The sequence below is a fragment of the Flammeovirga aprica JL-4 genome (genome assembly GCF_012844305.1).
GTDB lineage: Bacteria > Bacteroidota > Bacteroidia > Cytophagales > Flammeovirgaceae > Flammeovirga > Flammeovirga aprica.
In genome coordinates this window covers 38441-53008 of the sequence record NZ_JABANE010000029.1, presented here as the reverse complement: position 1 = coordinate 53008, position 14568 = coordinate 38441, and the positions used below count along the sequence as shown (strand labels likewise).

The window sequence follows — 14568 nt, the reverse complement described above, 5'->3', positions numbered from 1 at the left end:
TGGATTAAAAAAATAAACACTGTTTCAATTAGTAACCCGGGTTCTGTGTTAAATTCTCATTCAATAGAATTTGACCCGTTGGCACTGGTCTCAAGTAGTTTGTTATTGAGAAGTTTCTAACTCCCTCATCTGCAACTACAATTACCTCTTTTGTCTCGCCATTTGGCAACGTATAAGGGATTGGTTCATTAGGGTAAGCCTCTCTCTTGAATTTAGCTGGATCGTTTTCAAATGGAGTACCTCCTACTACCATACCTAATAATGGATCTCCTAGCTCCTGCTCTGCGATACCCCATCTTTTAAGGTTGTGGTAACGCTTTCCTTCCGAGTAGAACTCAATCGCCCATTCTCTTCTGATTTCTTCTTGTACATCAAGTGCATTAGCAGAAATGAAAGCATTTGTCAAAGGAGGAATACCAGCACGAGCTCTTGTTTTATTGATAGAAGCGTCTAATTCAGTATCTGATAATGTTCCATTCAATTCGTAAAGCGCTTCAGCATATGTCAAATAAACTTCTGGCAAACGAATGATTGGATAATCTAAACCTCCTTGAGCAAGTACATCAGGGTTATCATTTTGTCCCCATTTTGTATACTTGTGACACTTATAACCGCCACCTGCATCAGCATCTGTAAAACCTGCCAATAAAATTGTTTCGTTTGTTGGCAAACCAGTTGTCAAGTCAGTGTAATCACCGTATTGATTGTAAGATGAGAAGTAACCCTTCATACGGTAATCACGGTTGATAAACTCATCGCTTGCATTTACATATCCTTGGAATACTGCACTTTTTTCGATAGGCAAACCATCTGAGCAAAGTATCATATCCATCATCTTACGTGTAGGTGCTGTACGGCCAACCTGCGATGGGTTTCCGTCATGGAAAAGAGCCATATCGTGTTTACGAACAAAGATAAATTCTCTATTGATAGACTTGTCTACACCCACTGGATTTGAGCTTGCATCTAAGTTGAATAAGAAGAAGCTACTCATATTCTCTAATTGAGTATTGTAGTCAAATAACTGATAGTAAGGATCATCCATTACTTCTTTTGCTACTTTAGCTGCTTCTGCTAAGTAAATATTGATGTTTGCTTGGTCATAACCTTCACTACCTGCACCTTCTGAAGTACCGTCACCGTCCGTTTTGGTTCCCACAAACTTCATCCATGTCGCTTCATGCAATAATACACGTGCCTTGAATGCTTTTGCAACACCTTGACTAATCTGTCCTTTATCACCATCTGAAATACTTGATTCTAATGGTAAATTTGGAATCGCCGCATTTAAATCTTCAATAATTTGAGCAGTCACTTCGTAACGACTATTACGCTTTGCGTAAAGTTCTTCAGAATCGGTTGATAGTGGTTTTGTAACAACAGTTACTCCACCAAAATACTGCATCAATTCAAAGTGGTAATACGCACGGAAAAACTTCGCTTCAGCCACTTCTTTCATAATGTCCGCTTGATCCCCTTCATAGTTTTCTGCAAACTCGATTAACTTATTTACAGTACGTAAGTTAGAGTAATCTTTATCCCAGATCTTATGCGTCAATGGTGTAGAATAGTCACCATAGCCATATCTTGATCCATCATCAATCGCCTTGGCCATCAAATCATTACCATAACCATACAGATCCCATGTTTTTCTGTCCGCATCTCTAAAACTTGGCAGACCTGCGTACATTGCATTGGCTGCTTCTCTGAATTGGTAAGGTTTATTGAAATAACTGTCCTCTGTTACTTGGGCAGGATCGTCAAGGTCTAGGAAATAACTTGTGCAACTACTTAATAAGGCTACACCAAAAATTGATATTATATTTTTAAGTTTCATGATTGTAACTTTTCGAATTAAAATGATAGGTTAGCACCAAGGGCAAATGATCTGTAGAATGGGTAAGTCTGGTCTAAAGAGTTACCATATTCTGGATCCCATCCGTCTAAGATTTCATTTGAGAAGGTCAACAAGTCATTACCTGAGAAGTAAACACGTACTTTGTCCACTCCTTTAATTTTCCCTGTATTGAATGTGTAACCCAATGACAACGTTTTCAGACGGATATATCTACCACTTGACAACATAAAATCAGTGTTTCTGTAGTTCCAGTCATTGATGTCTTGCCAGCTTGTAACACGTGGGTAAGGTGCTCCTGTATTATCTGGAGTCCATGTGTGTCCTACGTAAGATACATTTTGGTTGGTAAAGTGTCCTGAACGAGGGAATACTGCTTGACCTTCGTTACGGTAGATTTTTTGTTCCAACACTCCTTGCCAGAACATATTGAAGTCAAATCCTTTCCATTGGAAACCTGCGTTGATACCGAATAAGAAGTGAGGTGTTTGATCACCAACATACACTAAATCACCAGCATCACCATTTTCAGGATCACCAATTGCATCAATGTATCCGTTGCCATCTGTATCTACGATTCTAGCATCACCTGCACGAAGAGGGTTAGCTTGCGGTAAACGACCTGGCTTTACGGTGCCATATAGCTCATAATAAGCATCTGCTTCAGCTTGAGTAGCAAAGAAACCATCTGTTTGATACATAAAGTAAGAGTTAAGTGGGTATCCTTCTCTTTGTCCTACTAAGCCTTCAGCCACATCTGTTTTTCCTTCCATTGAAACCAATTTGTTTTTGGAGTCACTTAGGTTGAAACCAATGTTGTAAGAGAAATCTGAACCTATCTTGTCATTCCAAGAAATCTGGAATTCCCATCCTTTTGTTTCTAAAGTACCGCTGTTTGTTGTTTTTGGCGAACCACCTAAAATTGAAGGATAAGTTACACCGATCAACATATCTTCATTCAACATTTGGTAGTAGTTGAATTCACCTTTCAATTTATCGTTTAAGAAACCGAATTCAAGACCAATGTTACTTGACTTAATTGTTTCCCAAGATCTTTCGTTTGTTGTGATATCATTAGCAGTTGCTGTAAGGTATGGATAAACACTTTGATTACCGAAGTAAGTAAATGAGCTTCTGTTCACTAGTGATGCATAATCATGGTTTCCAATACCGCCTTGGTTACCTAATTCACCATAACTTGCTTTCAGTTTCAAGAAACTTAAGATATCATTGTTCTTCAAGAAATCTTCTTGTGTAATTACCCAACCTAATGAACCACCGGCAAATGTTTTCCACTTGTAACCGTCAGCGAATTTAGAAGAACCATCACGACGAGCTTGTAATTCAATAAGGTATTTGTTTTTATAACCGTAGTTGAAACGTCCTAAAAGTGACATTAAACCCCAGTTTGAACCTCCACCATTCACTTCAAATTGATTTTCAACGCTACCCATTTCTAAATCATAGACACCTAAATCTTCAAAGTCATATAATTTCGCACCTAACTTATCATGAACTCTTTTCTCTGCAGTACCACCTGCTGTAACATTAAAGCTATGATTATTGTATGATTTCTCATAGTTAAATACACCTTGGTAAGTTTCATGTCTATCTGTATTAGATGACTCTGAGATATAGTTGTTGTTTGTATTTATTCTCGCATTAGCAACAGTATTATTCCAAGCATAAGTTGTCACTTCTGATCTATACTCCTGATTTCTATCCCAAGAACGATCCAATGCTGCATCCGCACGGAAAGTTAAGCCCGGTAAAATTTTCGCAGTAGCACTCAACATTGTTCTAAATTCCTGACGCTCTTTGTTTCTTCTACCACCGTCTACCATTTCAGCAAGTCTGTTAACTCCACCACCTGCTTGACCAAAGTTAGCACCCCAATTACCAAATGGGTTAGTTGTTGGGAATAATGGAATTTCTTGGAAAGCTCTAAAACCATCATAAGTAGGACCTGAGATTGTTCTGTTGAAATAAGAAACATTAGCACTTAAATCTAACCACTCATTGACCTGGAATTTATAATTACCTCTGAAGTTATATCTCTTTAAGGCATCTTTTACAGGCTTCACCGGACCTACTTCATCTACATAACCAAAAGAGAAACGGTAACTGCTTCTATCCGTACCACCTGATACACTTGCATCATGTCTTTGAGAAAAAGAAGTACCATATAAATCTTCTTGCTTAAGGTTATTTCCTACATAAATATTACCCCAATAAGGTGTTTCTAAATAGCCAGGTTCCCCCTTTGCCATCCAGTTCAATTGATCCTCAGTCCAAGCCCAGTAATAAGTATCCAAACCGGCTAATTTATCTTGCTCACCATATCTCAACCATGCATTCGCATACTCTTGAGGACTTGCAGCTAACGGTGCTCTCATTGATGGAGTATTCATTGAACCTTGAATATTCACGTTCACTTTGATCTCCCCTTTACCTTTTTTAGTGGTTACTAATAATACACCATTAGATGCTCTAGAACCATAAATCGCTGCAGATCCATCCTTTAATACTGAAATACTTTCAATATCATCTGGGTTTAAGGAAGTAAATGCACTCATTCCTAAAGTTGGAATACCGTCAATGATGACTAACGGATTAGAATTACCGTTGATTGAGTTCGTACCACGAATGGAGATAGAAGGATCATCGCCAGGACGAGCTGATGTACGTGTTACTGCCACACCAGGAGTTTGACCTTGAAGTGCTAAAGCAGGGTTAGAAACCGCACGGCTTTCAAAAACCTCAGAACTTACTGATTCTACTGCACCAGTTAATGTTTCTTTTTTCTGTTCCCCATAACCAATAACAATAAGCTCCTCCAACTCTGTTAAATCATCTTCTAATTTGACATTAATCTCTGATTGAGTTGAAACTTGAACTTCTTGTGGCTGGTATCCTATAAATGAGAATACTAAAACTGCTGATTTATCGGGAACAAACAAAGAGTATCTTCCATCAAAATCTGTTGTTGTTCCTTTGGCTGTTCCTTTAATCATAATAGAAACGCCAGGTAGTGGATCGTTGTTTGCATCAGAAACTCGTCCAGATATTTTAAATTCTTGAAAAGTTTCGTCCCCACTATTGTCCGAAGCGGGATCGCTAAAACCTGAAGTAACAATACCTACTATCAAGAGTAAGGTTGTTAGTACTTTTTTACGGACATTGCTAGTAATAGTTACTGCTATCATAAGTAAAAAAAAATTAATAATTATTCGTCTCTCAACAGATGAGTTACGATGATGTTATAGATATATGAAGAGAGAAAAGAGAAATCTTCAATACTTGAAAGGTAAGAGTATGTTTGGAATATATTTTTTAGAAATAAAAATTCTCCGTTTTAGGTTGTGAGGAAATTAATTTCAGAGAAAATAGTGGTTCTACAGTGGATGAAATTAATAAACTCACGTTCTGAAAGGGTGGATTTTTACTAAAAGAGATGTTTCAAACATGCTCTACGCAAAAAGGTATATTAGTATTCGTACAATTAGAACTTAAAGAAGTAATTAAACTCCTCAGAGAATAGTGTGATACATTTTAACTGCACGGTAGTGATAATTCAGATACCTTGTGTTGCTATTAGATATTAGTTAAATAAGTAAGATTCATTTCGTATTCGTTTAAAAAGTAAATAAATAATTCATTTCAAAAATAATTATATTGCATTATTCCAATGTATACTAAATATAGATCAGAGTAATTGTTATTAGATTGTCTAAGTAGATTGTTATTTTATTTTTTTAGATCACTTAATTATACGCATCAAATTAATTAGCGTTATTTATACGTATATCTTATATAACAAAAGTAAACAACTCTAATGTATTAAAAAATGTTTATTTAAATTATATTTGTGTACATATGAAACATTTGTGATTTTATGGAGTATATTTTAAATAACAAAAACAGTGGCGATCCTTCTATCTCAACCCAAAGAATAGATCCTCTAAGAATAGAAGTGCTATGCTGTCGGCTATGGTGGCTAAAAAAATGGAAAAATGGGAAGCTTTCTTCTCCTTACTGGAGACTTTACTGGAACATGAATAAAGGCGCCTATATCGCTTATGAAGGCAGAAAAATTGAAATAACACCGAATAAACTAGTTCTTATTCCTCCCAATACTACATTTGAAACTTATATTGATGGAAACAATGAAATCAGTGAAAACAAATTGATGGGTGGTGTGATTCACAGTGATGATGACATTGAGGAATGCATGAAAAAAAACAATATCATTCACCTCTTTATTCATTTTAATTTAGGTGGAGAACTTGATCATTTTAAAAAGAATATTTATGAAATTCCGTTGTGTGAAATCCAAAACTTATTCATACAAGAAATAACAGAAAAAACCCTCAGCAACAATGATTTAATTCAGATACACACCGCCATAAAAATCCATCAATTAATCCTCTCTACAATACAAAGTATAGGCGAAGATGAGCTATTACCTCAACAATTGCATCCTAGAATAGTAAAAGTAATTGAATTCATTAATCAGGAATATCACAGAGTGATCGACAATGCCGAATTAGCTGATTTTATTAATATGGCCACGAACTCTTTTACTCGGTTTTTCAAGGAAAATATGCATCTGAGTCCACAAGAATACATCAAGAATGTACGCATCAATAAAGCTTGCTATTTAATTGAAAACGCTGACCTTTCCTTTGATTTTATCGCTCAAAAAGTGGGTTTTTCAGACCGTTATCACTTCTCTAAAGTCTTTAAATCTGTAAAAGGAATTCCGCCCGCTCAATACAAAAAACAATTTATCAGAAAATAGCAAACAGGTTATCAAGCCATTACCTCATCATTAGCCTAAACTTCAAGAAGTGAGCTAATGATGAGGTAACTGTATAAACGTAAAAAAACTATGGCTAAAAGTTTAACCATAGTTTTTCAGGCTGTCCAAAAAATTATTCTAAATTGACGATAAAATTGAATTTCCTTCTTGTAATTTTTTCAATCTAACCAATGCTTCTACGTAGTAATAATCCGCATAATTGATTGATGCATCTATCTCAGAACCAGCAGGATGGTGACCTGTTGAATGCGACAGAAAAGCAGAATTGCTATCTCTACTTTGGTAACGTTCGGAAGATAATTCGATAATCATTTTTTCAGTTAAGTTTATATATCTTTTCCCTTTTTCACCGCCTACATATCCACCTAATTCAAGTAATGCTGAAGCTGTAACTGCAGCCGCTGAAGCATCTCTTGGAGCATTTGGAATATCAGGAGCAGAAAAGTCCCAAAATGGTATTAAATCTTCTGGCAAACGGCTCAAATATACATCTGATACCTGTTGCGCAAATTTCAAATATTTTTCATCACTCGTCATTCTATACATCATTGTGTAGCCATAAATAGCCCAAGATTGCCCCCTTGCCCACATAGAATCATCTGCATAACCCTGATGTGTCACTCCTTTAATTTTCTGACCATTTTCACGGTCGTAAATCACTACATGATAAGAAGTAAAATCGTCTCTGAAATGATTTTCCATAGTCACATCCGCATGGTTTACAGCAACTTCTCTAAATGCTGCATCTCCACCGTTTTGTGCACTCCAAAGCAACATTTCTAAGTTCATCATATTATCCATGATGGTATTATGCTGAGGCCATTCCATATTTGGAACATCTCTGGGCCAGCTTAAAATGGTACCCACATTTGGGTTATACAAAGTGATCAACTGCTTGGAAGAGTTCATGATTAAATCCTTATACTCCTCATTTCCAGTGAGTCTGTATCCATTTCCAAAACTGCAAAACATCTGAAAACCAATATCATGATCTAGTGGAGGTCGTGTGGCTAAAGGTGAAAGGAAACGGCTGTACTTATCTGCCGCTGTCAACCATTTTTTATCTTTAGAATATTCATAAAGATACCATAGTGTGCCTGGAAAAAATCCACTTGTCCAATCTTCTACAGGCACATAGCGCCATTCTTTACTTCCTTTGTTAATGGTTCTTGGAAAAAGAGAATCAGCAGGCACTAAGGCTAATGTTTTTTCGGCCTGAGCCAAACAATAATCCAGTTGTGCATCTATGTTGAAACTATCTGAATTCTTAGCCACTGTATCGTTTTGGCTTTGAGGCTGTCCACACCCAAAAACAAGACTGATTATCAGCAAATTGAAAGAATACAGAGTAATATATGATTTGAAGTTTTTCATCAAATTTTGATTAAAAAGTGGTAGATTAGTTTTTAAAAATTCAGTCACGTTATATTTTATTGATCTCGATGCTTACTGGGTTTTTCACTCGCTCCATAAAAGTATGTAAGTACTGATTCCATTCATCTTCAGATGCAAATTGCTTACTTTTCTCCCATCCAAAACCGGCGTAATAATCAATTTCTGATTGATTTGGAGTGGCAAGCACCAATAGATGACTGGCATCTTTATGATCGGATACTTTCTCAAAACCTTTATCTAACTGACTCGGCATCACAACACCTAACCCTAAGTTTACATCATCAATTTTTTCCCAGTAGCTGTATATACCTTTTGAATTATCAATCAAAACCTCTCCTTTATTATCATGCAATGTAATACCTACAGCAACCTGAGGTACAGCACCTTCCGTAGTGAATTTTGAATGAAAATGACATAAGTTACTCCCAAGATCTAAACTGATAATTTTCTCTTCCGCTATTTGCTGTCCGTTCACTTCCCAAGGAGCATAACTCAATTGAAAAACAGTACGAATAGGCCCTTCTGAAATGGTTTTGTATGAAGTAAAATTCTTTGATGTGTAAAGAGAATCATCCACCCAAAATCCAATACCACCGATACCTCTACTAGGACCTACATGATAAGGATCGTAACCTTCACCAGTATCAATATGATAAGCACCTTCTTTTTCAGAGTTATTCTTATACCATTTATCAATAATTGGATAGTCTACTTTCTTCAGCCAAGCATCGATTCCGCTTGTCAACGTACCACCATACTCATTCGCTTCAGCTCTTCTCTGAGCATCAGGACCAAAAGTTCTTAATGCCACCCTGTCATTTTCCCAAGCGTAATCGTCAGTTCTCTCTGGAACAAACCTTGAATACGTCGTTTTTTGTGAAGAAGGTTGTGCCTCACCCGACTTCAATGGGCGAACAACAAGTGATAATTTAGAATTTGATTTTATGTCAATTTGAAACAACCACTGATTCATCACTTTATCATCATTCAGGTCAATCCATTGGTTGATTAACAACTCTCCTGTTTCAGTATTTTCAATGGCTAAATTTTCATAACCATATTTCTTAATCAGTTCTTCAAAAGGTTGAACATCAAGTTCAATGGTCTCATTTATACGGTCAACTAAAATTGTATTATTAATAGAAATCACTAATGTATCGTTATTTTTTGAACAACTAAATAAAAGCTGCATCAATAACATCACACTACAAAGCCTATAGAATAGAGTAGATTTTTGTTTCATAGTTCCTTTAGATAAATAGTAATAACATTTAAGTACTTGAAAAAAGTTATGGAACTTTTTTAATGAAGAATGATGAATGAAGAAAAATGTTTCTTGTTCTGGCATATAAGCCTGTCTTTATGACGGAAACCGTTGCAGAGATGTTGTATTGCAATGTTCATATGGACCATAATACTGATCACCTTTTCTTCATTCTTAACTCTTCATTCAAAAAGTCCCTTTTCTTCTGTCCTCGTAGTTAGTAGAAATACAAAGCATAATTTAAATTGATGACCTATTTCGAAATAGATCTCAATATATATTTTGCATTTCGATTTATCATTATCATCACATGATAATTCACAAAAATGTAATAACGTATATTAAATATACATCATTAAAAGCACTTTTGTACATTAAAGCCCAGAAGGGTAGTTTTTATTTATACTAAAATGAAAAGGCATAGAGAGTCCATGATTAAAAAGGAAGAAAATTTTCAATCGGACTTACTGGAGTAATTAGTTAAACAAATTACAATGTTAAACTTACTCTCAAAAAACAGATTTTCATTTTAGGACAAAATACATGGAAAGAAGAATTCAGGTATTTCGTAGACCCATGACTTCTAGTCATGGTGCACGATATTTTAACCTTTTTCTTTTATCCTGTGAATATTTAAAAAACGATAATAATTATAATATCAACATCTGCTCATATAAAGAATTCATCTTTGGAATGATAGCAGTAATGTAAATATTTTATTGATTCATTTTTTTTAAGTTCAAATACGTAGTTCATTTTGTAGTTAAATAGATTAAGATCTACAGATACTTTAGTTGTAATTCTTTCCTTTATTTCTATTGGAATAGCTTTCCAATATTCAAACACTTTCACTATGAGATAATCATGGAGGCTCCCTTTTGTTCTAGGACACAACTGAAGATGCCTTTTGTAATGATTGATCTTTTTAGTGAGACTTTATATTGTAATTCAACAATCTTCAAATTCAATGAAGACGCTTTACCGATTTTGTAATTTCTTATTTATTACCCATCATTCCATTTAGCTCGGGTGGTATTCTAGTTGTTCAAAAAACGACGCCTACGCAATCGATTGCATCATCTTTTATAACTTAAGAGTTTTGTTTCTCTTTATACTATAAATATAAGCAGTATAAACCGTATTATGCAAATTTTTTTTAGATATTTTGAATAAAAAATACAATCGATTGTTTTTATTGGTTTTTTTTGTGTTAATTGGTATTGAGTTCTGTTATACAGTGGTTTATTTAGATATAAAAACACAAATAACAAAATTCACAATTACTTGATTATCTGATACATAACTAGTTATCCAGTTGACAAAAAGTATCAACTTTATAATTATTACGAAATGAAACTTCTTCAATCCACTTTTCAAAAAGAAAATTATACTCCTCATAGGAAAAAAATAAAGCCTATTTAAAGTATGAAAAAGTAGTTTGGAACATTAAAAATTAATGAATGAAATAAAAGCAAATCTTCAACCTCAAATGTTCTTCACAAGAATTATGTCAATACAGCAAATTTGAATCAAAAATGTTCGTGTTTTCCCCATAAATCAGTGAAAAACTATTTGAATATAACGTGATTTCTACTACCGCTTGCACGTACTTTGTATAAACCAATTGAAAACAACATCACAAAACGTGTATAATCCTGATATTCAATATAAGACAGTGAACACCTGCTTTAATTTTTATGGTAATCAAGTAAAATGATCAAAGTATTGAATTGAAAATAGTTTATGAATGGAAATTAAAAAAGCAACCACAATCCATGACATCGCTAAAGCATTAAATCTCAACAGTTCAACAATTTCTAGGGCTTTAAATAATCACCCCCGTGTTTCTCAAACCACAAGGGATAAGGTGAAGGCAAAAGCTTCGGAATTAAATTATCAGCCCAATAATCTGGCGGCTAATTTGAGAACGAATAAAAGCAATACGATAGGTGTAGTGATCCCTTTTCTCTCAAGGTATTTTTTCTCTACAGCAATTGCCGGAATAGAAGATGTTGCTCAAGCTTATGGCTACAATGTGATTATTACACAAACAAAAGACATTACTGAAAAGGAAAAGGAAAGTATCAATACGCTTCTGAAAAGCCGGGTGGAGGGGATATTGATTTCTCCTGCGATGTATAATGATGATATTGAGCACATTGAAAAAGCAATCAATCAGCAAATCCCTATTTTTTGTTTTGACCGATATGCTGAGGGTTTTCAAACGACGCGCGTTATCATGGATGATCGAAAAACGGCCCTTCTGATGTGTAATCACCTTATTCAGCAAGGGGCTAAAAAGATCACCGTATTATCTGGATATAAAACAGCTTCAATTTACAGCAACCGACAAAAAGGTATCATTGACAGTTATATCAAACATGACATAGACTTGAAGCATCTGAATATCAAAGAGATGGAATTGGACACACATAAAGCCTATTGCTATGTGAAAGATTTGGTCGAAAAGGGTAATGTTCCTGACGCCATTTATGCTCTTAATGATATGACTGCTTTTGGGGCAATTAAAGCACTCAATGAAACGAAACTTTCTGTCCCAAAAGATGTGCTAGTGGTGGGTTTTAGTAACGAACCTCTTTCTGAACTTTTCACGCCTTCACTCACTACTGTCAATCAACCTGCTTATGAAATGGGGAAATTGGTGGCGAAAAAGCTTATTCTGCATTTAGAGGATAATGAAGAATTACTGACTAGTGAAACTTCAATTCTAAAAAGTGAATTGATTATTAGGGAATCTTCGTTGAGGAGAAGAAAGAAAGTTTAAAGACAATAAGTAGTAACACAAAACAATCATCGCCAACACTTTAATCTATTAATTAAGTGTTGGCGATGATTGTTTTTTATGTCAATTGCAATTTATTCTCCCCTTGATTTCTCTAATCCTCCAAAAGACGATAAACCTTAAAATTGTCCAGTGTCATATGATTATGTACTGTTCTTAAGCCAAAATGTCCTTCTTTGTAAGGGTGCTGATCTTGGTAATTGAAAATCAATGAGTCATTTCTGTAGTATTGAACGAGATCATTGTAGGCGATCAGTCTGATTTTTTTGGTGGTGTTGGGAGTGATTAGAAATTCAGGATCCGTTAGATCATGTTCTGGTAGAAGTGGCTTTTCACCATTACCGGTGTATCTACGGAAACGTGTTTTCTTGTTGTAGTGCCCGCCCATACCCACATAATAGAGGCTTAAGGAGTCGTAATTTGGAAAACGACCGCTTCTGAATTCTGATTTTGCGAACAGATTTGTAGGGTTTTCACTGTCAGTGGCCATCCAAAAACAATTCAAATCAGAAGCTCTGTCAAATTCACCTCCTTTTTTGATGACATGTGCATCATATTCAATCATTATTGGCCCTTGAAGTTTTTCTTTAAACCAAACGGTACAGCCTCCGGCATCATTTACTTCCAATTTTCCATCTTTATGATAGACTTCTCCCCCTGACATCTGCTCTGCTTTCCAGTTATCAATTCCTTTTTCAAAATCATCACTGTAAATCAGTTTTGCTTTTACCGTTGTGGTGTCATTTAATTTTAGCGTACGCACTTCATTGGAGTGGCAACCCATCATTGTGACGGCCAAAAGGCTCCATAAAATCTTCTTTTTTTTCATCTTTCTATTCTGCTAAAACTGCATCTTCGTTTACTGTCTCAGAGGACGCTTTTTGTTTTATTTTGATGGTAAATGAAGCCATCAATAAGTAAGCCGCACTTCCTAGGATAATAATTACAGCACCCATTTGTGAGTGCATCGCATCTGATAATAGTCCCATGGCAAATGGAATAATTGCTCCTCCAAATACGCCTGTGATCATTAAACCTGAGATTTCATTGGCTTTATCGGGGTGGACTTGCATGGCCATACCGAAAATAATGGCGAAGATATTGGCGATGAAAAACCCGATTAGACCGTATAAGGCGAAGATGCCGATCTTTGTTTCTACAAACAGTAAAGCTACAATACCGGCTACTGCAATCACCATACTTATTTTAAAGAATTTGGCTGGCGAAAGCTTTGCTAAAATGAATGCACCCATGAATGCACCTAATGTACGAAGTGCAAAATATACGCTTGGACCGTATCCTGCTTCAATGGAAGTGAGTCCACAACGCTCCATCAGAATTTTGGGAGCGGCGGTATTGATTCCTACATCTACACCCACCACAAACAGAATCCCTAAGAATAAAAGCGCAATTGTTTTATCTTTTAAGAGACCTAAAACCTGTCCAAATGAACTTGCTTTTTCTGTACTGATTGTTTCTTCAATAGGTGCGAAGTATAGCCAAATTGTTGAAACCAAAGTGATGACTGCATAAATAGGGAAAATGTATTGCCAATTATTAAAATAGCTTGCTGCAAATGCCGCAATAAAAGGTGCCGTAAAAGATGAAATTGCCTTTACAAATTGTCCTGCAGTTAAACTACTTGTCAGTTGGTCTCCGCTCACTACATTCGATAAAAGAGGATTTAGTGAAACTTGCAGGATGGTATTGGCAATACCTAATAGGGCAAATGCAACCAAAGCCATTTCAAAAGAATACTCAATCAGCGGTATAAACATTGCAAATACCGTAATGATATTACTGAGTAAAACTGTCTTCTTCCTTCCAATTTTTGTCATCAATATTCCCGTAGGAATAGAGAAAATCAAAAACATAGAAAATAGGGCTACTGGAATTAAGTTGGAAAGTGTATCTTGGTAATCTTTGCTGTAATCTACCAGTAAATCTTCTTTGACATGTGCTACGGTAATGCCTACTACATCACAGAAACCCATTACAAAAAAGCCAAACAATACTGGTAATACAGTTGATGTTACTTTGCTATTCATAATTGTGTTGTTTGAAGTAATAAAAACTGAATGCATTGTAAACTTTCAATTTCTACAAGCTTTTTATGATCTACTTTCAAGGCTGGGGAAGCACTACTAAACTAATCGGGTAGAAAGTTCATTGTTGCTAATGTTAGATCATCAGAAATCTCACAATTTTAAAAAACTTAGCTAATTGAAAACTGCGTTTACAATGTACTGACTACTTCTGAGTACCAAGACATCATCCGCAATGTCTCTTTTCTCTCTTCAAAATAATTGTGTATCACTATTAAACAAGATTGCGAACGATGACCTTGGTACTCAGAAGCTCAGTTGGATATAAGTATTAGAAAAAAAGTTATTGAACTTTTTTAATGAAGAATTAAGAATGTAGAATTA

8 protein-coding genes are annotated in these 14568 nt (G+C 35.4%); 2 read left to right on the top strand and 6 right to left on the bottom strand.

What is annotated here, in order from left to right; translation table 11 throughout:
- Nucleotides 1-28: 28 nt before the first annotated feature.
- Entirely contained in the window at nucleotides 29-1837 is a 1809-nt protein-coding gene (locus HHU12_RS12495) for a RagB/SusD family nutrient uptake outer membrane protein (RefSeq protein ID WP_169657077.1), read from the bottom strand.
- Nucleotides 1838-1854: 17 nt separating this feature from the next.
- Nucleotides 1855-5061 (bottom strand): SusC/RagA family TonB-linked outer membrane protein, encoded by a 3207-nt coding sequence (locus tag HHU12_RS12490; RefSeq protein WP_169657076.1) that lies wholly within the window; start codon nucleotides 5059-5061, stop codon nucleotides 1855-1857.
- A gap of 689 nt (nucleotides 5062-5750) precedes the next feature.
- On the opposite strand from HHU12_RS12490, the gene HHU12_RS12485 reads away from it, so the two are divergent.
- Nucleotides 5751-6656 carry a helix-turn-helix domain-containing protein gene (locus tag HHU12_RS12485; protein WP_169657075.1) on the top strand — a complete coding sequence of 302 codons (906 nt, stop codon included), beginning with the start codon at nucleotides 5751-5753 and terminating at the stop codon, nucleotides 6654-6656.
- Between the two features lie 138 nt (nucleotides 6657-6794).
- Here HHU12_RS12485 and HHU12_RS12480 read toward each other — a convergent pair whose 3' ends face one another.
- Together HHU12_RS12480 and HHU12_RS12475 are read right to left on the bottom strand one after the other, a co-directional pair.
- The gene (locus HHU12_RS12480; protein WP_169657074.1) at nucleotides 6795-8051 is read right to left on the bottom strand and encodes a glycoside hydrolase family 88 protein; all 1257 of its coding nucleotides are present in this window, start codon (nucleotides 8049-8051) and stop codon (nucleotides 6795-6797) included.
- Nucleotides 8052-8100: 49 nt separating this feature from the next.
- Complete coding sequence (locus HHU12_RS12475; protein WP_240970944.1) at nucleotides 8101-9315, bottom strand: DUF4861 domain-containing protein; 1215 nt, start codon at nucleotides 9313-9315, stop codon at nucleotides 8101-8103.
- A 1768-nt stretch (nucleotides 9316-11083) separates the two neighbouring features.
- Here HHU12_RS12475 and HHU12_RS12470 point away from each other — a divergent pair.
- The gene (locus HHU12_RS12470; RefSeq protein ID WP_169657073.1) at nucleotides 11084-12121 is read left to right on the top strand and encodes a LacI family DNA-binding transcriptional regulator; all 1038 of its coding nucleotides are present in this window, start codon (nucleotides 11084-11086) and stop codon (nucleotides 12119-12121) included.
- Between the two features lie 112 nt (nucleotides 12122-12233).
- On the opposite strand, the gene HHU12_RS12465 is transcribed toward HHU12_RS12470, so the two are convergent.
- Both HHU12_RS12465 and HHU12_RS12460 read right to left on the bottom strand, forming a co-directional pair.
- Nucleotides 12234-12968 (bottom strand): DUF6250 domain-containing protein, encoded by a 735-nt coding sequence (locus HHU12_RS12465; RefSeq protein ID WP_169657072.1) that lies wholly within the window; start codon nucleotides 12966-12968, stop codon nucleotides 12234-12236.
- 4 nt (nucleotides 12969-12972) lie between these two features.
- Complete coding sequence (locus tag HHU12_RS12460) at nucleotides 12973-14187, bottom strand: MFS transporter (protein WP_169657071.1); 1215 nt, start codon at nucleotides 14185-14187, stop codon at nucleotides 12973-12975.
- Between the last annotated feature and the right edge of the window lie 381 nt (nucleotides 14188-14568).